Origin of the sequence: Bradyrhizobium amphicarpaeae (genome assembly GCF_002266435.3) — a bacterium.
Lineage (GTDB): Bacteria > Pseudomonadota > Alphaproteobacteria > Rhizobiales > Xanthobacteraceae > Bradyrhizobium > Bradyrhizobium amphicarpaeae.
The window spans coordinates 6,160,030-6,182,124 of sequence record NZ_CP029426.2; the positions used below are offsets into that span (position 1 = coordinate 6,160,030).

Annotated in this window: 20 protein-coding genes; 3 read left to right on the forward strand and 17 right to left on the reverse strand. The window is 65.1% G+C overall.

Annotated elements, in window-relative coordinates; all coding sequences use genetic code 11:
- Window positions 1-636: 636 nt before the first annotated feature.
- The 10 genes from CIT40_RS28925 to CIT40_RS28970 form a co-directional block, all read right to left on the reverse strand.
- Window positions 637-1,941, reverse strand: coding sequence for a TRAP transporter large permease (locus CIT40_RS28925; protein ID WP_094893364.1), 1,305 nt, complete (start codon window positions 1,939-1,941; stop codon window positions 637-639).
- 31 nt (window positions 1,942-1,972) lie between these two features.
- Entirely contained in the window at window positions 1,973-2,566 is a 594-nt protein-coding gene (locus CIT40_RS28930; protein ID WP_094893363.1) for a TRAP transporter small permease subunit, read from the reverse strand.
- A gap of 10 nt (window positions 2,567-2,576) precedes the next feature.
- Window positions 2,577-3,578 (reverse strand): TRAP transporter substrate-binding protein, encoded by a 1,002-nt coding sequence (locus CIT40_RS28935; RefSeq protein ID WP_094893362.1) that lies wholly within the window; start codon window positions 3,576-3,578, stop codon window positions 2,577-2,579.
- 33 nt (window positions 3,579-3,611) lie between these two features.
- Entirely contained in the window at window positions 3,612-5,270 is a 1,659-nt protein-coding gene (locus CIT40_RS28940) for a hydantoinase B/oxoprolinase family protein (RefSeq protein WP_094893361.1), read from the reverse strand.
- 2 nt (window positions 5,271-5,272) lie between these two features.
- Complete coding sequence (locus CIT40_RS28945) at window positions 5,273-7,357, reverse strand: hydantoinase/oxoprolinase family protein (RefSeq protein ID WP_094893360.1); 2,085 nt, start codon at window positions 7,355-7,357, stop codon at window positions 5,273-5,275.
- 138 nt (window positions 7,358-7,495) lie between these two features.
- A complete protein-coding gene (locus CIT40_RS28950) occupies window positions 7,496-8,317 on the reverse strand; it encodes an NAD-dependent protein deacetylase (protein ID WP_094893359.1) in 822 nt (273 codons plus the stop codon).
- A 38-nt stretch (window positions 8,318-8,355) separates the two neighbouring features.
- Window positions 8,356-9,489: a helix-turn-helix transcriptional regulator gene (locus CIT40_RS28955; RefSeq protein ID WP_244611867.1), complete on the reverse strand. Its 1,134-nt coding sequence runs from the start codon at window positions 9,487-9,489 to the stop codon at window positions 8,356-8,358.
- A 131-nt stretch (window positions 9,490-9,620) separates the two neighbouring features.
- The gene (locus CIT40_RS28960) at window positions 9,621-10,247 is read right to left on the reverse strand and encodes a hypothetical protein (protein ID WP_094893358.1); all 627 of its coding nucleotides are present in this window, start codon (window positions 10,245-10,247) and stop codon (window positions 9,621-9,623) included.
- A 16-nt stretch (window positions 10,248-10,263) separates the two neighbouring features.
- Window positions 10,264-11,571, reverse strand: coding sequence for a hypothetical protein (locus tag CIT40_RS28965; protein ID WP_094893357.1), 1,308 nt, complete (start codon window positions 11,569-11,571; stop codon window positions 10,264-10,266).
- 165 nt (window positions 11,572-11,736) lie between these two features.
- A complete protein-coding gene (locus CIT40_RS28970) occupies window positions 11,737-12,141 on the reverse strand; it encodes a hypothetical protein (RefSeq protein WP_094893356.1) in 405 nt (134 codons plus the stop codon).
- A 380-nt stretch (window positions 12,142-12,521) separates the two neighbouring features.
- Between CIT40_RS28970 and CIT40_RS28975 the strand changes: the two genes are divergently transcribed.
- Window positions 12,522-12,782 carry a DUF1488 family protein gene (locus tag CIT40_RS28975; protein ID WP_094893354.1) on the forward strand — a complete coding sequence of 87 codons (261 nt, stop codon included), beginning with the start codon at window positions 12,522-12,524 and terminating at the stop codon, window positions 12,780-12,782.
- A 42-nt stretch (window positions 12,783-12,824) separates the two neighbouring features.
- Here CIT40_RS28975 and CIT40_RS28980 read toward each other — a convergent pair whose 3' ends face one another.
- A complete protein-coding gene (locus tag CIT40_RS28980) occupies window positions 12,825-13,661 on the reverse strand; it encodes an SDR family oxidoreductase (RefSeq protein ID WP_094893353.1) in 837 nt (278 codons plus the stop codon).
- 220 nt (window positions 13,662-13,881) lie between these two features.
- On the opposite strand from CIT40_RS28980, the gene CIT40_RS28985 reads away from it, so the two are divergent.
- Complete coding sequence (locus CIT40_RS28985) at window positions 13,882-15,216, forward strand: dicarboxylate/amino acid:cation symporter (protein WP_094893352.1); 1,335 nt, start codon at window positions 13,882-13,884, stop codon at window positions 15,214-15,216.
- A 184-nt stretch (window positions 15,217-15,400) separates the two neighbouring features.
- On the opposite strand, the gene CIT40_RS28990 is transcribed toward CIT40_RS28985, so the two are convergent.
- Window positions 15,401-17,014 carry an ABC-F family ATP-binding cassette domain-containing protein gene (locus CIT40_RS28990; RefSeq protein WP_094893351.1) on the reverse strand — a complete coding sequence of 538 codons (1,614 nt, stop codon included), beginning with the start codon at window positions 17,012-17,014 and terminating at the stop codon, window positions 15,401-15,403.
- Window positions 17,015-17,190: 176 nt separating this feature from the next.
- Here CIT40_RS28990 and CIT40_RS28995 point away from each other — a divergent pair, with 176 nt between their 5' ends.
- On the forward strand, window positions 17,191-18,039 hold the full coding sequence (locus CIT40_RS28995) for a tetratricopeptide repeat protein (RefSeq protein ID WP_414645434.1): 849 nt from the start codon (window positions 17,191-17,193) through the stop codon (window positions 18,037-18,039).
- On the opposite strand, the gene CIT40_RS29000 is transcribed toward CIT40_RS28995, so the two are convergent.
- The 5 genes from CIT40_RS29000 to CIT40_RS29020 all read right to left on the reverse strand — a co-directional run bounded on the left by CIT40_RS29000 (window position 18,029) and on the right by CIT40_RS29020 (window position 22,077).
- On the reverse strand, window positions 18,029-18,748 hold the full coding sequence (locus CIT40_RS29000) for a hypothetical protein (RefSeq protein ID WP_094893350.1): 720 nt from the start codon (window positions 18,746-18,748) through the stop codon (window positions 18,029-18,031). The two genes, CIT40_RS28995 and CIT40_RS29000, sit on opposite strands and share 11 nt — an antisense overlap.
- Before the next feature lie 136 nt (window positions 18,749-18,884).
- The gene (locus CIT40_RS29005; RefSeq protein ID WP_038951035.1) at window positions 18,885-19,232 is read right to left on the reverse strand and encodes a RidA family protein; all 348 of its coding nucleotides are present in this window, start codon (window positions 19,230-19,232) and stop codon (window positions 18,885-18,887) included.
- Between the two features lie 15 nt (window positions 19,233-19,247).
- The gene (locus tag CIT40_RS29010) at window positions 19,248-20,369 is read right to left on the reverse strand and encodes an NAD(P)/FAD-dependent oxidoreductase (RefSeq protein WP_094893349.1); all 1,122 of its coding nucleotides are present in this window, start codon (window positions 20,367-20,369) and stop codon (window positions 19,248-19,250) included.
- Complete coding sequence (locus CIT40_RS29015) at window positions 20,366-21,784, reverse strand: FAD/NAD(P)-dependent oxidoreductase (RefSeq protein ID WP_094893348.1); 1,419 nt, start codon at window positions 21,782-21,784, stop codon at window positions 20,366-20,368. The genes CIT40_RS29010 and CIT40_RS29015 overlap by 4 nt, the downstream gene beginning before the upstream one ends.
- On the reverse strand, window positions 21,781-22,077 hold the full coding sequence (locus CIT40_RS29020; RefSeq protein WP_094893347.1) for a (2Fe-2S)-binding protein: 297 nt from the start codon (window positions 22,075-22,077) through the stop codon (window positions 21,781-21,783). Before CIT40_RS29020 ends, CIT40_RS29015 begins: the two co-directional genes overlap by 4 nt.
- Window positions 22,078-22,095 lie beyond the last annotated feature (18 nt).

Sequence of the window (22,095 nt, forward strand, 5' to 3'; positions counted from 1 at the left end):
TTTGCTTGCGTCTTGCACCCTCTTCGAAAGCAAGGGCGCAGGGAAGGCCGGGCGCCGGCTGGCACCCGAAGTCCCGCGTGTGCGAAAAACGCGCACGGGGTTGGACGACAGGTGTGCCGGTCGCCCGGCCTTCCCTGCGCGATGGTCTTCACGGTGTCCTTCGTGCTCTCCTCGGGGAGCGATGCACTATTGCCCCCGTCGCCTTGCGGCTGATCGATGTGCGCACCCGGTCGGGCCGCCGCATCACCGCAAGACTTGACGCCAGAACCTCGGGCGTCGGGACCACACGACTTCTCCGTCCGCGCACATCCTCGCTGGGTTCTCGACGGCTGGCGTGCGCTCGCCGCCGAGACCATGGGAAGATGCTGTCAGCGCCGTGTCGTATCGCGCCTGTCGCTGCTCACGGTTGCCCGCCCTGCAGCCATCATTGCGCGCCGACGCCGTCGCGGCCACCGCATCCCGGCCCGCGTCTCGTGACGATCGCGAAACGCCCCTTGTGGCGGGCGGGATGCCCAGGCTTGTACGGCAAAACCGAACTTCTGTAAATGCGAATATTTTGACGTGTGGCTATCGACCCAGCGCTGGCGTGTTTTGCCCGTCGGGCAGCACTACGGATGGTAGACGACGTCGATCGATCTACCCGTACAGCACCCGCGGCAGAATCGTGACGATCCCGGGCCATAGCGTCAGCAGCAACACGAAGCCGATCATGATCATCAGGTAGGGCATCGTGACGCGCGCGATATAGCCGAGACCGTCGTCCGTGAGGCCCTGGATCACGAACAGGTTGAAGCCGACCGGCGGGGTGATCTGCGCCATCTCGACGGCAAGCACCAGAAACACGCCGAACCAGACGTCGTCGAAGCCCGCCCCTTTCACGATCGGCAGCACGATCGGCAGCGTCATCACGATCATCGAGAAGCCGTCGAGGAAGCAGCCGAGCACGAGATAGAAGATGACCAGCACCACGATCAGCAGGAAGGGCGACAGGCCGAGGCCCTTCACGAAGGCGGCCACCGCCTGGGGAATGCCGAGGAAGGCCGCGGCATTCCCCAGGATCGAGGCGCCGAGCACGATCAGCGCGATCATCGAGCAGGTCACGACCGAGCCGATCAGCACGTCGCGTATCACCTGCTGCGACATCGATCCCTGCACCCAGGCGACCAGCGCGGCGCCGAGCACGCCGACGGCGGCGGCCTCCGACGGCGTGGCGAGGCCGCCATACATCGAGCCGAGCACACAGGCGATCAGGAACAGCGCCGGCGCGAGATCCTTCAGCGCCGCGAAGCGCTCGCCCCACGGCACCTGCGAGAGCTTGGCTTCCGTCTCCGGCACCAGGCTGCGGTTCAGCGTCGTATGCAGCATCACCCAGGCCATGAAGGTCGCTGCCAGCAGAAAGCCCGGAAGCACGCCGGCCGTGAATAGCTTCAGGATCGAAACGTCGCCGAGCACGCCGTAGATGATCATGATGTTGGACGGCGGGATCAGGAAGCCGAGCGTGCCGGCGCCGGCGAGCGAGCCGATCGCGATGTCGCGCGAATAGCCGCGGCGCGTGAGCTCGTTGAGCGACATGCGACCGATCACCTGCGTGGTCGCGGCCGACGAGCCCGAGATCGCCGCGAAGATGGTGCAGCCGATCACGTTGACATGCAGCAGGCGGCCCGGCAGCAGCCCGGCCCACGGCGCCAGCCCCTGGAACAACGAGCGCGACAGGCGGGTGCGGAACAACAATTCGCCCATCAGGATGAAGAGCGGAAGCGCCAGCAGCTCCTGCGTGGTCAGGATGTTCCAGGCGTATTGCGGCAAGAGCTTGTCGAGCGGGATCGAACGGAACATCGCCAGCAGCAGCGTCGCGGTGAGCGCGAGCGTCAGGCCGATCCACACGCCGCAGGCCAGAAGCGCGAACAGGATCGCAAACAGGGCGACGACTTCGATGGTCATGCGATCTTGAATCCGGGCGCGAGCAAAGCTGTCATTCGACGGGCGAGGCCTTCATGCGATGGTCCTCCAGCGGCAGTCCGAGCACGGCCTGGATCGCCCGCGCCAGGAACTGCAGCGTCAGCAGCAGCATGCCGAAGGTGACGACGGCTTCCGGAAACCACAGCGGCGTGTCGCTCGAGGTCGAGACCTGGCCACGCACATAGGCGCCAAAGGCGAACTTCGCCATCGCCGAGGTCAGGAATGCCATGAAGGCAAAGCCGGCCGCAGCCGACAATATCTCGAGCGCGCGCTGCACGGGCGCCGGCGCGTTCTTCAGCAGCAGCACGACGCGGATGTGGCCGCCGACGCGCAGGGTCATGGCGGCGCCGAAGGTGAACGACGCCGCCATCAGATAGGATGAGTATTCCCAGGCGATCGAGATCGTCGGGGGAAAGAACAGCAGGAAGTTCGAGAGAAAGCGCGTTGCGACCTCGCACAGCATCAGCAGCGTCAGCGTCAACAGGCAGCCGCCGCCGATCCACCCGTCGAGCCGGCCGAGACGATCGATGCCGTCGAGCAGGATGCGCAGCGGCGCGGGCGCCGCTGCGTTGAGGCTGTGCGGTGCTTCGGACGAAACGCTCACCACGATGCAGCCCTCAGCCGCGCTTCATTTCGGCGAGATAGGCCCGCACCGGCTTGTCGGCCGCCGGCACGCGCTTAAGGAAGGCATCAAGCTGCGGCGCGGTCTTGGCCCGGATCTCCGTCATCATCGCGTCCGAGACCGGCACCACCTCCATGCCGCCCTCCTTCAGGCGGTTGAGGCTGTCGACGTCGGCCTTGAGCGAATTGGCCCAGAAGCCCGGCTCCATCTTGGCCGCGATATCAGCGACGAGCTTCTGCTGATCGGCACTGAGCGCCTTCCAGGAATCGAGATTCACAGTGAGCATCTGCGACGACCAGACGTGATTGGTCGGGTAGACGTATTTGAGGAATTCCCAGAACTTGCCGTCGACGCCCGATACCGACGAGGTGGAGACGCCGGCGACAGCGCCGGAGGCCAGCGCGGGAATGGTCTCGCCCCAGGGGATCATCACCGCCGCCATGCCGATGGCGTTCAGCATCTCGACGGCATTCTTGTCGGGTACGCGGATCTTGATGTTCTTCAAACCCTCGACGTCGGCGACCTTCGCCTTGAGGTGCAGGTACTGCGTCGGCCACGGCACGATGTAGAGGATCTTCTGGTTGTTGCGCGCGGCGATCTTCTCGTATTCGGGCCTCACATATTTGTGCAATACCTTCAGCTCCTCCACGGAGCCGCAGAGAAACGGAATGCTCTCGACGCCCATGAAGGGCTCGTCGCCGACCTGCTGGATGTTGAGGACGTCGGCGAGCGGCACCAGGCCGTCGCGCACGGCGCGCAGATGCTCCGGCCCCTTGAAGCCGAGCTGGCCACCGGCCTTCACGGTGATGGCCACCGCGCCGCCCGTCTGCTTCTTCACCTCCTCCGCGAAGGCCATCGCGTTCTGGGTGTGGAAATTGCCGTCGGGCCAGACCGTCGACATGTCCCAGCTCGTCGTCGCCGCGCGAGCGCGGGTCGAGATATGGCCGGCGGCGAGCAGCGTCGCTGCGCCCGCAGTGAAGTTACGTCGCGTGATCATAGAGCCCCTCCATTTACCAAACGCGCCGACGCGTCAGCGCGCGTACCCATAAACTGCAATTGCATTGTCCGCGGAGACGAGCCCGCTTTCGACATCAGCCTCCACCGCCGCGCGATCGCGCGTCCCGGGCGCACCGATGCCGGCGCCACCTGGCGTGAGCACCACCAGCCGGTCGTCCGGCGGTACCTGCTGGAAGCCCTTTCCACGCAGCTTCTTGCCGGACTTCAGGCCGACATAGCCGGCCTCGCCATTCTTGCCGCCGTCGCGCCCGCGCGGCGGATGATCGATGCGGTCGAAGGCCGCCAGGATGTCGAACGGCGCGTCGACACCGCTGCCGACCTCGATGATCTGGCCAAGGCCGCCGCGCGTGCGCCCTGCCCCGCCGGAATCCGGACGCAGCTCCTTGCGCCAGAAGATGAGCGGCGTCTGCGTCTCCGCGATCTCCACCGGCGTACCGCGCACGCCGCTGGGATAGGCGGTGGCCGACAGCCCGTCCTTGGCGAAGCGCGCGCCCGTGCCGCCATTGGACGTCACCGCCATCGAGAACCCGTAATTGCCGCCGACGCCGCTTCGCGTCTGGCCGCGCACGTTGAGATTCCACAGGCAGGAGGTGCCTTCGGCGGGCACACGCTCGGGAATGATCTGGCGCAGGCAGCCGAACACCACGTCGGGCAGCATCTGGCCGATGATGTGGCGCGAGGCGACGGGCGCCGGTTTCGGCGCATTGAGGATAGCTCCAGCGGGAGCCGACACCGTCAACGGCGAGAGCGAGCCGGCATTGTTCGGGATCTGCGAGGCGACGACGCAGCCGAGCCCGAACACGGTGTAGGCGATGGTGTAGGACAGCGGCACGTTGATGCCGAAATTCGAGGCGGCGGAGGTGCCGTCGAAATCGACATGAATGCCCGTGTCCGAGATCGTCAGCGTGGCCGCCAGCGTGACAGGCGCGTCGTAGCCGTCGACAACCATGGTGTTGCGCCAGCTGCCCTTCGGCAGCTTGGCGATCTCGGCGAGCACCGCCTCGCGCGAGCGGTCGCAGATGTAGTCGCCGAGTTCGTCGAGCGTATCGATGCCGAACTCGGTCATCATCTCGACCAGGCGCTCGCAGCCGACGTCGTTGCAGCCGGCCAGCGAATAGGTGTCGCCTTCGGTGTCGATCGGCAGCCGCGTGTTGGTGCGGATCATCGCCATCAGCGTCTCGTTGACGATGTCCTGGTCGATCAGCTTCAGCATCGGGATGTAGAGCCCCTCCATGAACACGTCGGTGGCGTCGGGGCCGAAGCCGATGCCGCCGATGTCCATCAGGTGGCTGGTGCAGGAGAACAGCGCGACCGGCTTGCCGTCCTTGAAGCAGGGCGTGGTGACGACGAAGTCGTTGAGGTGGCCGGTGCCCATCCAGGGATCGTTGGTGATGTAGGCATCGCCTTCCTTCATCGTCGCGATCGGAAAGTGGCTGATGAAGTGCCTGACCGATTCCGCCATCGAGTTGACGTGACCGGGCGTGCCGGTCACGGCCTGTGCCAGCATCCGCCCCTTGAGGTCGAACACGCCGGCCGAGAGATCGCCGCATTCGCGCACGATCGGGCTGAAGGCGGTGCGCAGCAGCACCTGCGCCTGCTCCTCGACCACAGCGATCAGCCGGTGCCACATGATCTGGAGGTCGATCAGGCTCGCGCCGTTTGCCTTGCTCATGATCAGGCTGCCTTCCGTTCCATGACGATGCTGCCGGCACCGTCGATATGGGCGTCGAAACTGGTGGAGACGAAGGTCGAGGTCTCGTCCTCCGCGATCACCGCGGGGCCCGCAATGGTCGCGCCCGGCGCCATGTCCTCACGGCGGTAGAGCGGGATCTCGATCACCTCGCCTGCCCGGCCGTCGAAGAATTTGCGGCTGCCGCTCGGCTTGCCGGCCGGCTTGCGCGCGACGGCGGCGACGGCGGACGGATTGCGCGCATCGGTGGTCGCGAGCACCGACCAGCTCAACACCTCGATCGCGGCGCCCGGGATCGACCGCTCGAACATTCCGGAATAATCCGCCTCGAACGTCTGGCGCAGGCCGGCGAGATCGGCCGAATTCAGCCGCCGGTTCGGCAGCTCGACCGAGATCTCGTGGCCCTGGCCGACATAGCGCATGAAGGCGGAGCGACGCTCGCGCACCGGCGCACCGGCGGCGCCCGGCTCGACCAATGCGCGCGCCTCGGTCACCATCTCCTGCAGGAGATCCGACACCGCTTCGGTGTCGAAATCATCGAGCCGGACGTGGCGGCTGCGCACCAGCTCATAGGCGATGGGAGCGGCCAGGAATCCGACGGCCGAGCCGACACCGGCATTCGACGGCACGATCACCCGGGAGACGCCGATCTTCTCGGCAACCCGCGCCGCATGCAACGGGGCGGCACCGCCGAAGGCGATCAGCGTGTGCTGGCCGACGATCTCGCCGCGCTCGACCGCATGGACGCGCGCCGCACTCGCCATGTTCTCGCAGACGACCTCGTGCACGGCATAGGCTGCAGTCTCCGCCGACAGGCCGAGCGGCTCGCCGACGCTGCTCAGCAGAGCCTTTTTCGAAAGCTCCGGATCGAGCTTGATCGTGCCACCGGCGAAAGCATCGGGATCGATCATGCCGAGCGCGACGTCCGCATCCGTCACCGCCGGTCGCAGCCCGCCGCGGCCGTAGCAGGCCGGTCCCGGCTCGGACGATGCACTCTCGGGCCCGACGGTGACGCGCTTCATCGCATCGACATGGGCGATCGAGCCGCCGCCGGCGCCGATCTCGACCATCTCGATCACGGGGATGCGCACCGGCAGGCCGGAGCCCTTGAGGAAGCGCGCCGCGCGATCGACCTCGAACACGCGCGAGGTCTCGGGCTGGTACTTCTCGATCAGGCAGATCTTGGCGGTGGTGCCGCCCATGTCGAAGGACAGCACCTTGCTCTCGCCGAGCCTTGCCGCGATCTGCGCCGCGAAAATCGCGCCGCCGGCCGGCCCGGACTCGACGAGGCGCACCGGAAAGCGCCGCGCCGTCTCGATCGACGTGACGCCGCCGCCTGACGTGACAAGGTAGATCGCGCCGCGGAACTGCTCGATCTGCAAGGCGTCGGCCATCCGGGCGAGATAGCCGTCGATCAAGGGTTGCACATAGGCGTTCGCGACCGCAGTCGATGTGCGCTCGTACTCGCGAATCTCGGGACAGACAGCCGAGGACACGGTCACGGAGATATCAGGCATCTCCTCGGCCAGGATCGCGGCTGCGCGTCGCTCGTGCTCGGGATTGGCATAGGAGTGCAGGAACGCAATCGCGACGCTCTCGACACCCAGCTCGCGCAATTTTGGCGCGAGTGCACGCACCGACGCTTCGTCGAGCGCGAGACGGACGGCGCCGTGGGCGTCGACGCGTTCGGGCACGGTGAAACGCAGACTGCGCGGCGCCAGCGGCCTCGGCTTGTCGATGCCGAGATCATACTGGTCGTAGCGGCTCTCGGTGCCGATATCGAGCACGTCGCGAAAACCTTCGGTCGCAATCAGCGCCGTCTTGGCGCCGCGGCGCTCGATGATGGCGTTGGTCGCGAGCGTGGTGCCGTGAATGAAGACATCGATGTCGCTGATATGGGCACGCGCGTCGGCGAGAATGAGACGCATTCCATCCAGCACCGCCTGCTCGGGGCGCTGCGGCGTCGTCAGCAGCTTGCGCGTCTTGCGATCCAAACCCACGTCCAGCACGATGTCGGTGAACGTGCCACCGATATCGACGGCAAGCCGCACCTCGGCTCCCTCAAGCATTCCAAATTCTCCGGCTGATCGTCGAAACTGTCGTCGAAAGCGCAGCAATTTCCATGCCATGGATGACGGGGAATGCCGCGCCAAGCCATTCTGCTTGGCACCTATGCAATAGGCAAGGCGTGTTCGCCGCCCGTGCGATCAGAGCAGGAATGCAAGCGCCGCTTCGCAGCGCTCCTCGACCTTGAGCGTGAGGAGATCATCGGCGCGGGTGCGTCCGAGATTGACCGCCGCAATCGGAATCTTGCGCTGCGCGGCAGCCTGTACGAAACGGAATCCGGAATAGACCATCAGCGATGAGCCGACGACGAGCATGGCATCGGCCTGCGCCAGATGATCCTGCGCGGTGGCGACGATGTCGCGGGGGACGTTCTCGCCGAAGAACACGACGTCGGGCTTGAGGATGCCACCGCAGGCTTCGCAAGCAGGCACCTGGAAAGACGAAAAATCCTCGTGCTCCAGGTCAGCGTCGCCGTCAGGTGCATCGGCCGCATCGAGCGTCAGCCATTCCGCATTCGAGCGACCAAGCGCATGCTGAAATTCATCGCGCGGAATCTTGCGGTCGCAGCCCATGCAGCGAACCAGGTCGAGACGGCCGTGCAGGTCGATCACGTGGCGGTGGCCGGCGGATTGATGCAGCCGGTCGACGTTCTGGGTCAGCAGCATCCCGCACCGGCCGCCCGCCTCGAGCCTGGCCAGCGCGTGATGCGCATCGTTCGGGCGAGCCTGGCCGAACCGCCGCCAGCCGATCAGGCTGCGCGCCCAATAGCGGCGGCGCGTCTGCTCCTCGGACATGAAGGCCTGGAAATTGACCGGCTGGGTCCGTTTCCAGTTGCCGTTGCTGTCGCGATAATCGGGAATGCCCGAATTGGTGCTGCAGCCGGCGCCGGTCAGCACGAACAGACGCTGGTGCCGGGCGACGAATTCCTGGAGCGGATGGTTTGGCAGCGGAGCATTGGTCATGGCGCATGATGTAGTTCGCGCCTGCCCGCTTTGCCAGATCACGCCCGTTCCGGCGGCTCGAAGCCGGCGATCAGCTTGACGAGCTCGCTCTGCCGTGCGGTGCCGGTCTTGCGGAAGACGTTGTGCAGATGCGTCTTGACGGTTGCCTGGGTCAGCCCGAGCAGGTCGGCCAGGGCCTTCACCCCGCTCGCCTTCATGATGGCGTCGATCACGCGGATTTCGCTGGCCGTGAGCTTGTAGAGCTTTGCAAGCGCCTCCAGCGGCGGCGGACTTGCCGGCGAGGACTTGCGAACGAAGACCGCGGCAACGGCGGAATGCAGCGCGCCGGTGCGCTGCCGGTCGCCGGAGGTCAGCGGCAGCACATCGCCAAACCAGTGGCCCGACAGCGCGGCCGAGAGCGAAATCGGACCACCACCCCCGACCGTCGCGCTGCCACTCTCGACAGTCGCGAGCGCGTCGCGGAGTGCCCGCTGCGCCTCGGACGCGACTGCAGCCAAATTTCCGTTTCGCTCGGTCAGCAGCGAGGCCTCGTCCAGCATGGCGCGCCCCGGCGCATTGGTGAAGACCAGGCGCCCGTTCGGGCCGACCAGGAAGACGGCAGCCGTGACGTTGTCGAGGGTCTGTGTCAGCACCGCCTGAGTCGCCCTGCTCTGATCGAACAACCGCCCGATTGAGACGGCGCGCTGGAAATGCGGGACGATCAGCGCAAGCCGTCGGCGATCCTCGGCATCGGCGAGCCCGTGCTCCTCATGCATGCGGACAGCCAGGATCGAAGAGCGCATTGCACTCTTCTCGAGGTTCGTGGCGAGAGCATCGATGAGGCCCTGCGGCCTCATCCACTCCTTGTAAAAACGAGTCTCGACCATTTCGTCGAAGGGGACGAGATCGGTAGATGCGCAGACGATGCCGGCCTCGACGAACGAAGCGGCCGGAAAACAGGGATTGAGGGGAAGATACTTACCGAAATAGAGCTTCGTGTACTGCGGCTCTTCGTTGAAGCTATACAGCACGGCCGATTGCTGGGTAGCCGCATCGTGCCAGAACAGGATGCCGGAGGAACCGCCGACGAACAGGCAAGCCTGTTCCAGGGCACGCGGCCACAAGGTCGGATCGAGCGCAGCGTCGTAAACGAGTCCGATCAGCTCCGATAGCAGAGCAGATTCAGAGGTCACGGCCAACTTCATCATTGCAAACAAGCATGCAGGGCATTGGCGCCTTCAGTCGTATTCTACCACGGAGTTCGAAGTGACTGTGCACGAATATTGCGACGCTGCATGCGCGATGAAGCAGTTCCATCCGCCGATCAATGCGTCGCTGACGGAGCAGATTGTTTCGAAGTCACGCCGGGTTTCGTCGTCGCCTGCTTCTGCGAGACCACGGCCTTGGCCGCCGACGCTTCAGGCGCAGGCGGCGCGACCGGCGCGGACTGACCGACCGACAGAGACACGCCGAACAGGCGCCATTGTCCTTCGACCGGTGCAAACAGCAGCTCGAAATTCACCTGCGAGGGCACCGATGGAAAAAATCCTGCCATGTGCAACAGGCCGTTTGGTTCGATCTGCGGCAGCAGTGACAATTGTGGATCGATGACGGCGACGCCCGAGAGGTCGAGCTTGTCGCCGCGCTGCTTGACAAAAATCTCCGCGAGCCTTGCTGCGGTGTTGACCTGGAACCCGGGTGCGCCGAGATCGCGCAACACGGTGTAGTTCCCGGTCTTGTTGGCGTGATCGAGTGCGAGCAGCGTCGATCGGATCAGCATCAGCACGCCGTTGCGGTCGATATTGGCCGGCTTTGTTGCGGCTTGCGGCTGAGACGGCATGGCCGGGTGTGGTTGCGGCGACGTCTGCTGCGCAGACGTGGCCACAGCGCCCAGGATCAGGAGGCCGAGAACCGATAGCCCAAGGCCCGCGCTTACCCAACGAAGCGTCATTGCAAACGCGTTCTTCCTACCACTGGATCGAGACAGCGCCGCGGCCGCCTGCAACGTTGCGCTCAAGCCCGATGCCGCCGCCGGCATTGGCGATGACGGCGTAGCTCTTGCCGTCATACAGCAGCGCGGTCGCGCCGAGCGCGAATGCGTTGGCACCCTCGAAATTGCCGTAGCCCGCCGACAGCGCGAATTTGCGGCCGGCCTGCAGCGCCGGCATCGAGCCGGCGGCGAGGGCCACCGCGGTGCCGCTACGCGCCTCGAGCCGGTTGTCCATCACCTGCGATTGCAGCGAGGTCACCTGCGATTGCAAAGAGGTTATGCTCGCCGGATTGAAGTTCGACGTCGCGAGATTGCCGGCAGCATCGGTGGTGACGAAGGACACTGGTCCACTCTGCGCCGCAAGGCTTGCGGCGGAGGCAACGCCGGCCAGGCGATAAGTGTTGCTTGCCGTGCCGATCGCAACCTGGTTGGCAGCCGTCGCCGTCGCGCCGGAGCCGATTGCGGCGGAGTTCGTGAAGCTCGCGGTAGCGTTGGTCCCGATGGCGATGGCATTGGCACCCCCGCCGGCGGTTGCACCATCGCCGATCGCGACGGCGCTCGCCCCGGTGGCGTGGGAGTTGTTGCCAGCCGCGAAGGAATTGCTGCCGCTTGCCGTCACCGCGTTTCCCAGGGCGACGGCATTTGTCGTGCTGGCACTCGCGCCGCTTCCAATCGCGGTGGCAGATATCCCCGCCGCGGCGCTGCTCACGCCGATCGCGACCGATCTATCGCCACTTGAACTTGCTCCGGTCTGGCCGGCTACGCCATCGCCCCCACCGATAGCAACGCTGTACTTTCCGGACGACGTAGCGGCGGTGCCGTCAACACCGGCACCAATTGCGGTGCTCCAATCTGCGAAATCACTTTGGGTGTGGTTGGCGTATGCGCCGATGCTCGTCACGCCCTGTCCAGCACCGATGGAGTTTGCGCCGGCACTTCTGCCCACTGATGTGCTGGAGGCGGTCGCAGAGGCGCCAGCGCCGATCGCCGTCGCCGCCTGGTTGCTTGCGCCCGCATTATCGCCAAGGGCAGTGGCACCGGCTCCAAACGCGGCGGCGCCGTTGCCGACTGCGGTCATTTGGCCTGGCCCCAACGTTGAGGCGTCACAGTTGCCCAGGAATCCACTCCCATTGGAATAGCAAGTCTGTGCGGCTACCGGAGAGAAGCCCAGCCCAGACACACCCAATATCAGGACGATACCCGCGAACCCGGCGCAATGAACAAGCGCGCCGCCAGCGACGGATCCTATCAAATGGAATATCGACTTGATGATCGCAGGAGGCATTTTCGCTCTCACGTCCAGAGACCGGGTCGGTCCCAATCGTTGAGAACGTGGAGCAAAAGATGGAAGCGAGCATCAACCGTAAGGTTGAGTTCGCCTTGGCGCCTTAGGCTGACAACTCGGTTTTTTTTGGCTGTTGCCGAATTACATCGCGAAGTTTCCCGAGCGTCAAATCTTGCTGGGATCGGAGTCGTGCCTGTGCTTGTGAAGAAACCGGGCAATCTGCCCACGGAGCGCCGCTGTGTCCAACAATGTTCCGACCGACCCGGCGGTGTCGAAGATCTCCCGCTGAAGCGTCATCGGCAGAGAATTCCATTGCATGATGACCGCCGCGCCGAGGCACCGCAGGACACGCTCCTCCTCCGCCGCGAGGGCTGCGCCGCGCAATCGCTCCGTCTCGCCGACGTTGACCGCATCCACGTATTGGTCCGCGAGGACCTGCTCGTTGTCCGCGCGCCATGCAAGGCTATCCTGCAGTCTTTCGAACTTGCTGGTATCGGCCTCGCCTGACGAATTCTTCGCCAGTACGCCATACGCAGCTGCTTTTGCGCGATACTGCAGGAATTTGAACATGCCGCCTCGTTTCGTTGAAAGTCTCGGCGTATTTCAGCCAGCCGGCCAGGCCGGCATCGGGACACTCGGAAAAACCACTGGAGCGTCGAACGTGGACGCGAAACAGCTCTTCAAGGATCAGCTTTTGCGGCTTGTCGGACGACTATCACTCCGCCTCTTGGTCGCGGCGGGAGCGCAAATGCTCTCAGTCACCGATAACGGCCGAGGGCGGGCGGTGATGGGCGATAGATAGTCACCTTTCGCCGAATAGCGAGGCTTGCGACGAACTATTCGTCGCGATGGGAACCGCAACGGGTTGTAACCCTGTCGTCAAAGCATCATTTGAGTCAAAACAGCATTGAAAGAAGCGCAAGGCACCTGCAACCTGATCGGCTCGAACCATGATCGATTTTCCAAATCACAACCGCTCATATGACCGGACGCGACGTGCGGTGCGGTTCTGGGGTCACGACAGCACCATCGAAGCCTCATTCTTCATCGACGAAGGCGCGTTGAAGCAGATTCAACCGGGCGCGCACGCGACCGAATCGGGATTCCTGAACGCGTTCGATTGCAATCGCGACTTGATATGTGCCACGGCGGCCAGGAAGTATGTCCGCGGCAGCAGGGGCTCCTACGATCTGCTCGCAGGAGACTTCTGAAGCGGTCGATGAGTTCGTGATTTCGTCCGCAAACCCACGTGTCTAGCTCGCCCAATTATCCCGAAATTCGGGAAACAGCGTCAGGCCTCCGCAGGCATAGAGGGTCTGCCCCGTGATGTAGCTCGCATCGTCGGAGGCGAGGAAGGCGAACACGGCGGCGATCTCTTCTGGAGTGCCGACGCGGCCCAGCGGAATATGGCTGGTGACTTCGCCGCGCTTCTTGGGATCGTCCCGCCAGGCCTCGTTGATCGGCGTGTCGATCGCGCCCGGGCCAACCGCATTGACGCGAATGCCGCGGCCGGCGAATTCGAGCGCCAGCGTGCGCGTCAGATTGGCCATGCCGCCCTTGCTGATCGAATAAGCGAGATAGCCCGGCTTCGGGATGATCTGGTGGACGCTGGAGCAGTTGATGATGGAGCCCCCTCCCCCGCGCGCCACGAAATGCGCCAGCGCTTTCTGCGCGCAGAGCACGGCGCCGGTGAGATTGACGTCGATGATGTTGCGATAGGTTTCGACATCGAGCGCCTCGCTCGGCGATTCCTTCTGGAAGCCGGCGTTGTTGACCAGGCAATCGAGACGTTTCCAGCGCGAAAGGATCGCCTCGAACATCGCGGCAATCGCATGCTCATTGCCGACATCGGCCTTGACGATGAAATGATCGGGCTCGCCGTGGCCGCGATCGCTCGAAGCTGCCCGCGCCAGCGCGAGCGTCTCATCCGCCCGGTCCTCGTTCTGGAAATAATTGACGGCGACCGTGGCACCTTCCTGGGCGAGCCGGACGGCGACGGCGCGTCCGATGCCTTGCGAGGCGCCCGTCACCAGCGCGTATTGGCCGACGAGGCGCGAATGAAAGGAAGTCGAGCGATCGGTTTGCGGCATGGTTCTCTCCAGGAGGGATGTCTCATCATCGACCGAGGGCGCCCCTTTGTTCCATCACATCGGCGCGCGGCGGTCGACATGTCCCCCAGTTGCGGTGCAGCGACCGATCTTCGTGCAAACAGACAAAAAAGTGATTGTCGCTTCTACGGCGGCCATCACATGATGCAAGGCATATTCAGACTCGAAATCACGCAAAATCAATGCGTTCCGGGGCCACTCCATGACACAGATCGCGATCCAGCCAGCCATCCATCCCCGGCACCAGCCCTGGTACAAGATCCTCTACGTCCAGGTGTTGATCGCAATCGCGCTCGGCGTGCTGATCGGCTATTTCTATCCCGATCTCGGCAAGGCCTTGAAGCCGCTTGGCGACGGCTTCATCGCGCTGATCAAGATGATGATCGCGCCTGTCATCTTCTGCACCGTGGTGCACGGCATCTCCTCGATGGGCGACCTCAAGCGCGTCGGCCGGGTCGGTTTGAAGTCACTGATCTATTTCGAGACTGTCTCGACCGTCGCGCTCGCCATCGGCCTGCTGGTCGGCGAGGTGCTGCAGCCCGGGCACGGCTTCAACATCGATCCCGCCACGATCGATCCGAAATCGGTGGCGTCATACGTCACCAAGGCCCACGAAGACGGCATCGTCGCCCATCTGTTGGGGATCATTCCCGACAGCTATGTCGGCGCGATCGCGCGCGGCGACCTGTTGCAGGTGTTGCTGGTCTCGATCCTCTCAGGCTTCGCCATCGCCTTTCTCGGCAAGGCCGGCGAGCCCATCGCGGAGGCGATCGACAAGGCCGCCAAGATGTTCTTCGGCATCATCCGCATCATCGTGCGCGTCGCGCCGATCGGCGCCTTCGGCGCGATGGCGTTCACCGTCGGCGCCTACGGCCTCGGCTCGCTGCTCAATCTCGCCGCCCTGATCGGCACGTTCTATCTGACCAGCATCCTGTTCGTGGTCGTGGTGCTGGGTGCGATCGCGCGGCTCGCCGGCTTCTCGATCCTGCGCTTCATCGCCTACATCAAGGACGAGCTGCTGATCGTGCTCGGCACGTCGTCCTCGGAGACGGTGCTGCCGCAGATGATCCAGAAGATGGAGCATCTCGGCGCCTCGCGCTCCGTGGTCGGCCTCGTCATCCCGACCGGCTACAGCTTCAACCTCGACGGCACCAACATCTACATGACGCTGGCGACTCTGTTTTTGGCGCAGGCGACCAACACCCATCTGACCATCTGGCAGGAGCTCGGCATTCTGGGCATTGCCATGATCACCTCGAAGGGTGCCTCCGGCGTGACCGGGGCCGGCTTCATCACGCTCGCCGCGACGCTGTCGATCGTGCCCGACATTCCGATCCAGTCGATCGCGATCCTGGTCGGCATCGACAAATTCATGAGCGAATGCCGCGCGCTGACCAATCTGATCGGCAACGGCGTCGCCTGCGTCGTCATCAGCATCTCCGAGGGCGAGCTCGATCGCAATGCGCTGCACGAGACCATGGCCCATCCGCTGGAGATGGGCGAGGCGCTGGAGCCGGGCGGGAGTGCCGCATCCTAGGTTGCAAACGAGCCGGCTCCACGCGATTCCGATGCGGTAGTTTCCCGGAATGGCCAAATGCCGCGGAACGCGTCACAACGATCGCGTTGAGATCACGGATTGATACTCATTTTTTCCACCCGACGCGCTGGGGGCAGGGCGTCGGGTTTTTGAAAATCACTGCCGTCAGGGCCGCCGGGCGGGATCAGAGGATCCCGCCATGGGTACTCCGCAACTTGGCGGCAAGATCGATCCTCCGCGTCATCCCGATCGCCTGCAGGAACGCTTCGTCATGACTGACGACGAGCAGCGCGCCGTCATAGGCCCGCAAGCCCGCCTCGACCGCTTCGATGGACTCGATATCGAGATGATTGGTCGGCTCGTCCAGGATCAGCAGCGAAGGCGGCGATGCTCCACCCAACACGCAGGCAAGGCCCGCGCGGAACATCTGCCCGCCACTCAGGCTTCCCGCGATTTGCAAGGCCGCATCGGCGCGAAACATGAACCGCGCCAGCGCGGCATGGCACTCGTTCGCACCCGCCTGCGGGTTGAGGCGCTGAAAATTTCCCAGAATGGTGAGCGCGGGATCGAGCAGGCTGACCTTCTGGTCGAACAGCGCGAAATCCGGCCTGACCCGCACGTTGCCCGATAGCGGGCGCAGTTCGCCCGAGATCAGTTTCAGCAGCGTCGTCTTGCCGGAGCCATTGGGTCCGACCAGCGCGATGCGCTCCGGCCCGACGACGGCGAATGAGATGTCGCGCAGGACCGGTTGCTCCGGCCGATAGCCGGCGCTGACGCCGTCGAGCCAAACCACCTCCCTGCCCGCCGGCAAGCCGGTCGCGGGCAGCTTGACCGAGAGCGGCTGCAGAATTTCGACGCGCCGGCGCGCCACGTCGACGGCTTGAAGCGCCTCAGCACGCTGCCGCTCGGCGACCTGTGCATTCCTGCCGCCGCTATCCTCGCTGCGATCCTTGCGCGCTCCGGCCAGGATCCGCGGCATGTCGCCCCTGGCGCTCTTCTTCCTGCCGCCGCTGTCCTTGCGCGCTTTTCTCTCCGCGGCTTGCTGCGCCTTCCCGTCGATCTCGGACAGCCGCCTCTCGGCATGAGCAAGGTCGTGCCTGACGGCAGCGAGTTCGACGGCCTTCTGTTCGCGAAACCTGCTCCAATTGCCGCCGTATCGTCTGGCTCCAAGCGACGTCAGCTCGACGATCGCATCCATCGCGTCGAGCAGGTTCCGATCGTGGCTGACGACGATCGCGCCGCCGCGCCAGGCCGCAAGGAGATCGATCACGGCCTGGCGGCCGGCGCGGTCCAGGTTGTTGGTGGGCTCGTCCAGCAACAGGAAGTCGGGACCGGCAAAGACCAGCGCGGCGAGACGAACCCGCGTGATCTGCCCGCCGGACAGACACGACAGCTCCGTATCGGAAGACGGATCGAATCCGAGTTGCGCGAGGGCAGTCTCCAGCCGCCCCTCGAGCGTCCAATCGATCGAGGCGATGTCGTCGGCCGAGGCGTCGCCGCGCTCGGCGCGGCGCAGCAGCTCGAGCGCCGGCCGCACGCCGAACAGATCGGCCACGGTCGCGCCCGCGGGCAATTGCACGTCCTGGCGCAGCAGGCCGATGCTGCCATTGATCAGAACGCGTCCGGACTGCGGAAGCTGATCGCCCGCAATCGACGCCAGCAGCGTCGTCTTCCCGATGCCGTTGCGGCCGACGAGACCGGTTCGCTCGGCCGCGAATGTCAGATCGATGTCGGAGAGAAGAGAACGGCCGTCAGGCGTGGACAGCGAGAGGTTCGACAGGATGACTGAAGCAGGCATGGAATTCCCCGTGAGCAAGGCGGATGAGCGTTGCGGTCGGGGTGAAATCCATGGGTGCGAAATTCCTGGTTGCGGCATTGCTCATAAACCCAGCGCGCTGCGGGATCAAGGGCAATGGACATCGCGCAGGACGCGCGGTAAGGGCAGAGCGGGTGTCTCAGCCAGAAGGCCATTTCGTGAGCGGCAAGCCGAACAGCGCCCTCGCCCAACTGCTTCAGCAGGCCTTCCTGGCATTGCGCGCCAGGCAGTTCGACACCGCAAGCCGGCTTGCAAACGAAGCCCTGAAAGCGAATCGCAACGACCGCAACGCCGTGCTGATCCTGGGCCATGCCTTGCTCGGCCAGCAGCGCGCCGACCAGGCGATTGCGCCGCTGGAAAAGGCCGCTCGGCGCGCCAACGATCCGGAAATCGAGACATTGCTCGGTCACGTCCTATGTCATGCGCGGCGGTCGTCGGACGGGATCGCCCAGCTGCGCCGCACCGCAGCACGCCGCCCGCCCTATCTGCCTGCATTCCAGGAATTGGCCGGACAGCTTGCGAACGGCGGGGACACCGGTGAGGCCATCGAGACCATGGCGCAGGCCATCACGCTTGCCCCGGGTCTGACCGACCTGCAACTCGACCTCGGACGCCTGCATCTGCGGAACAACGATCGGCGCAGTGCGCGCGCCGTGCTGGCCGCCGCCCGGGCTGCCGCGCCGGGACGTGCCGACATCCTGGCGGAACTGGCCGGAGCCGAGTTTCTCGACGGCGCCTACGCGCAAGCAGCCGAGACCTACCGCCACGCGCTTGCGCTCCGTCCCGACGACGCGCCGTCCCGGGCCAATCTCGCAATGTGCCTGCTCGAAATGGGTGAGCGCGACCGCGGCGAGGCGGCGCTTCGCGCCATCGTTCGCGGACGGCCACACATGCTCGGCCGCGCCGCCTTCGCATTGGCGACGTCATCCCGCGGCCGCTTCTTCTTCCGCCCGAGCGCGGCAGCGAGATTTTTGGAACGCGACCAGGAGCGGTCGGCTACGCCCTGAATTTGCGACGGTAAACCCCGGACTCGCGCTTCAGCGAGCCGCGGAGAGCGTGGAGCTTCTGCGACTCTTCCGGCGTGAACGTCGACGTCTGCAATGTCCAACCTTCGCGCTTGACCGGAATGCACTGCGCGATCGGCGTGCCCTTCGGCAACACGCCGCGAAAGTCCATGTTGTGCCAATGCGCCGGAAAATGGATCCAGTTGTCGCGATAGCGATCGCAATCGACAAGGCCGCTCAGCGTGGTGAAAGGAAGATCGAGGCGATTCACCGGATGGGTGAAGAAGAGCGCATAGCCTTCCGGGGCCTCGATGGTCCAGAGATTGTGAAACTTGATGACGAAGCGATCGGCCTCGAACAGCGGGGAGCCGGTGAGCTGGTTCTGGTCGTGGAAGCTGACAGGCGAGCGTGGAAAATCGACTTCTCCGCCAGGGGGGACGTCGTTGTCCCAGCTGATCTCGCCATCCTCTACGCGGAGATCGCAGATCAGCGGGATCAGGAAACCGCACGTCATCGCGTCGATGAAGGGCGGACAGCGCTTGACCGTGTCGTCGTCCTGCTGATTGAGAGCGCTGAAGGCCGAGCCGGGCATCGACTTGAGCCAGTCGGGGACGCCGAGATTGGCAGGAACCGGCTGCGGCAGCAGGCCTTCAAGCTCTCTTGGACAGCGAAATTTAACCGCGAGCTTGCTGCTGTTGACCTGCGAGGACATAGGGCGCTCCAGCCGATTCCTCTACCGTTAAAAGGAAACGGCCGCCGGTCAAGGCCCGCGGCCGCCAGGCACATTACATCTACGCAACGTGCGACTGGCGCCCCCGGCCAAATGCGGCCAGGGCGCCGATCATTGCTCAGCCCTTGAGCGCAGTCACCACCACCTCGATCAGCGCGCTGCCGCCGAGATCGGCCACGCCGACGGTAGCGCGGGTCGGCAGATTGTCGCCGAAGAACTCGGTCCAGGCCGCGTCCATCTCCTTCTTCTTGGAGAGATCGGTGACGAAGATCGAAGCGCTGACGATTCGGCTCTTGTCGGTGCCGGCTTCCTTCAGATAGCCGGCGATCTTGCCGAGGATGTTGCGGGTCTGGTCGCCCATGGAAACGCTGGTGTCGTCGGCGATGGTGCCGCCGAGGAAGACGAAGCCGTTGGCCTCGACGGCGCGGTGCATGATGGGCGTGCGGATGCTGCGGGTGATGCTCATGATGTCCTCTTGTTGCTAGAGTGTGGTGGGATGGAAACGGTCGATGCCGAGATCGCCGATGCGGGTCTGGGTGCCGCCGTTGACGATCAGTTCCGCCATCACGGCGCCGGCGCCGGGGCCGAGCTGGAAGCCGTGCAGCGAGAAACCGAACTGGTGATAGAGCCCCTTGTGGCGGCTGCTCGGCCCGAATACGGGAATGTCGTCCTTCATCTTCGCCTCGATCCCGGCCCAGGCGCGAACGATCGTGGCGCTGCGCATCACCGGGAACAGCTCGAATACGGTGCGCGCGCTGGTGGCGAGGCTCTTCCAGTCCAGCACGGTCTCGTTGCGGTCCTGATCAGGCGTCGCCAAATGGCCGCCGCCGATCAGCACGGTGCCGTTGGAGAATTGCTTGAAGGAGAGCTTGCGTCCGCGCAGGATCACGACGGGGTCGATGAAGTGCGGCACGCGCGAGGTGATCATCAGCATCGGCGCGACGGTCTCGACCGGCACCGGCTCGCCGAGATCGGCCGCGATCCTGCCGGCCCAGGCGCCGGCAGCGTTGACCAGTACCGGCGCGGCAAAGGTTTCGGTGCCGACGTCGACGTGCCAGAGCCCGTCGCTGTACCGGATGTTGCCGGCGGCGACGCCCTCGCGCACGGTCGCGCCGAGCTGCTGGGCCTTGCGGCGGAACGCCGTCGTCGTCTGGGCCGGATTGGCGGCGCCGTCGCGGCGCGAGACCACGCCGCCGGGACAGGTCTCGGCCACGGCCGGCACCAGCCGTCGCAGTTCGGTCGCGTCGATCAGTTCTTCGTGGGTGAAGCCGAGCGCATTGAGTTCGGCCACCCGCGCGCGGCAGGCCGCGAGTTCCTCCTCATTCTCCGCGACAAGGACCTGGCCGTAGCTCTCGAAGCTGCAATTGTCGTCGAGAAGATCCTTGATCTTCTCCCAAATTCCCATCGAGCGGATCGAGAGCGGGATTTCAGGGATATGCCGGGCCAGCTGGCGGACGCCGCCGGCATTGACGCCGGACGCATGGCGGCCGGCATAGTCCTTCTCGATCAGCACCGGCTTCAGGCCGGCGAGGCACAGATGCAGCGCCGTCGAGCACCCGTGGATGCCGCCGCCTATGACGATCGCATCCACGTTTCTGCTCATCCGCGCACCACCGCCTTGACGTCGGCCTCGCTCTTCGGAACGGCGGCGAGCTCGGCAAGCGTGATCGGTTTCACCGGCGCCCGCAGGCGGTAATAGCCGATCTCCTGCGGGCTCTTGCCGCGCGCTTGCGCCATCAGCTCGGTGACGGTGAGGCCGCAGAGCCGGCCCTGGCACGGGCCCATGCCGGTGCGGCGATAGGCTTTCAGTTGATTGGGCCCGGTCGCGCCGATCGCGACGGAATCGAGTACGTCCTTTGCGGTGACCTCCTCGCAACGACAGACGATGGTGTCGCCGGAGGGAATACGGAACTGCGGCGCGGGGCGGAACAGCGTGTCGAGGAAGACGCGGCCGCGCTCGGCCCTGGCGAGATCGGCGCGGAGCGTTGCCATCGGCGCGAGCTTCGCCGCAGCCGCGGGCGCCAGCGCCTCCACCGCTGCACGCGCTGCAATCCGCCCACGGACCACAGCGGCATTCGCACCGCCGATGCCGGCGCCATCACCGGCAATCGCAATGCCGGCGACCGACGAAGCGCCGCTCGCGTCCAGCACCGGCGACCAGCACAGCTGCAGATCATCCCAGCGATGTTCGACGTCAGCGGACATCGCCAGATTGACGTTGGGCACGACGCCCTGATGCAGCAGCAGCAAATCCGCTGCAATGGTCTCGCGCTTGCCGCCCGCGACATAGCTGACGCTGGCGAGCTGGCCGTCACCGGAAGCCGCAAGCTCGGTGACGCCGGAGACGACCTGCACCTTCGCCTTCACCTCGCGCATCATCGACAGGCCCTTGGCGAAATAGGGCGAGGTCAGGAACGCGAAGGCGTGCGGCAGCGCGGCGAAATAATTGCGGCGCTCGGTGGTATCGAGAATACGGTCGATGCGGCCGCCGAGGCGCAGGATCTGAGCGGCAAGCAGCCAGAGCAGCGGCCCCTGCCCCGCGATCACGGTACGGCCGTCAGGCACGAGCGCCGACGATTTCAGCATGGTCTGCGCGGCACCGGCGGTCATCACGCCCGGCAGCGTCCAGCCGGGGATCGGGAACGGCCGCTCCAGCGCGCCGGTCGCCAGGATCACGCGCTTTGCCTTGACGAAGGCGGACGCGCCGCCGACCGAGACCGCGATATCGAGATTGCGATCGAGGCTCCAGACCGTGGCACGATGAATGACCTCGGCGGTGCCTGCACGCAGCGCCTGCACCAGATCGGCACCGACCCAATAATCGGCGCCGAGCTGATTGCGGTCGGTCACCGGCGTCGAGGAGATGGCGCGAAACACCTGACCTCCCGGACCGATGTTCTCGTCGAGCAGCAGCGTCGAGAGGCCAGCTTCGGCGGCGGTCGACGCAGCCGCGAGACCGGCGGGCCCGGCGCCGATCACCACCACGTCGTACTCTTCGCGCTTGGGAGCCACAGTCATCGTCCGATCTCCCGCTTGCCCTTCTGGATCTCGATGTGCATGCCCTCGGCGACGGGCACGAGGCAGCCCTGGCGGTTGCCAACGCCGTCGATGGTGACGAGGCAATCGAAGCACACGCCCATCATGCAATAGGGCAGACGCGGCGCACCGCTCACCGCCGTCGCGCGACGTGCGTCAACCCCGGACGCCAGCAGCGCGGCAGAGACCGTGTCGCCCTGACGCGCCGCGACGGCAACGCCGTCGACGAAGATCTGCAGCTCTGGCCGTTTGTCCTGTTCGGATCGTTTAAACATCCTGGCTTCCTCAATATC

Excerpts from the sequence above, each read along its gene's own strand:
- CIT40_RS29010 (WP_094893349.1), bottom strand. The coding sequence starts at position 20,369 with ATGAGCAGAAACGTGGATGCGATCGTCATAGGCGGCGGCATCCACGGG.
- CIT40_RS28985 (WP_094893352.1), top strand. The coding sequence starts at position 13,882 with ATGACACAGATCGCGATCCAGCCAGCCATCCATCCCCGGCACCAGCCC.
- CIT40_RS29020 (WP_094893347.1), bottom strand. The coding sequence starts at position 22,077 with ATGTTTAAACGATCCGAACAGGACAAACGGCCAGAGCTGCAGATCTTC.
- CIT40_RS28945 (WP_094893360.1), bottom strand. The coding sequence starts at position 7,357 with ATGCTTGAGGGAGCCGAGGTGCGGCTTGCCGTCGATATCGGTGGCACG.
- CIT40_RS29005 (WP_038951035.1), bottom strand. The coding sequence starts at position 19,232 with ATGAGCATCACCCGCAGCATCCGCACGCCCATCATGCACCGCGCCGTC.
- CIT40_RS28970 (WP_094893356.1), bottom strand. The coding sequence starts at position 12,141 with ATGTTCAAATTCCTGCAGTATCGCGCAAAAGCAGCTGCGTATGGCGTA.
- CIT40_RS28980 (WP_094893353.1), bottom strand. The coding sequence starts at position 13,661 with ATGCCGCAAACCGATCGCTCGACTTCCTTTCATTCGCGCCTCGTCGGC.
- CIT40_RS29015 (WP_094893348.1), bottom strand. The coding sequence starts at position 21,784 with ATGACTGTGGCTCCCAAGCGCGAAGAGTACGACGTGGTGGTGATCGGC.
- CIT40_RS28990 (WP_094893351.1), bottom strand. The coding sequence starts at position 17,014 with ATGCCTGCTTCAGTCATCCTGTCGAACCTCTCGCTGTCCACGCCTGAC.
- CIT40_RS28935 (WP_094893362.1), bottom strand. The coding sequence starts at position 3,578 with ATGATCACGCGACGTAACTTCACTGCGGGCGCAGCGACGCTGCTCGCC.
- CIT40_RS28940 (WP_094893361.1), bottom strand. The coding sequence starts at position 5,270 with ATGAGCAAGGCAAACGGCGCGAGCCTGATCGACCTCCAGATCATGTGG.
- CIT40_RS29000 (WP_094893350.1), bottom strand. The coding sequence starts at position 18,748 with ATGTCCTCGCAGGTCAACAGCAGCAAGCTCGCGGTTAAATTTCGCTGT.
- CIT40_RS28960 (WP_094893358.1), bottom strand. The coding sequence starts at position 10,247 with ATGACGCTTCGTTGGGTAAGCGCGGGCCTTGGGCTATCGGTTCTCGGC.
- CIT40_RS28975 (WP_094893354.1), top strand. The coding sequence starts at position 12,522 with ATGATCGATTTTCCAAATCACAACCGCTCATATGACCGGACGCGACGT.
- CIT40_RS28925 (WP_094893364.1), bottom strand. The coding sequence starts at position 1,941 with ATGACCATCGAAGTCGTCGCCCTGTTTGCGATCCTGTTCGCGCTTCTG.
- CIT40_RS28950 (WP_094893359.1), bottom strand. The coding sequence starts at position 8,317 with ATGACCAATGCTCCGCTGCCAAACCATCCGCTCCAGGAATTCGTCGCC.
- CIT40_RS28965 (WP_094893357.1), bottom strand. The coding sequence starts at position 11,571 with ATGCCTCCTGCGATCATCAAGTCGATATTCCATTTGATAGGATCCGTC.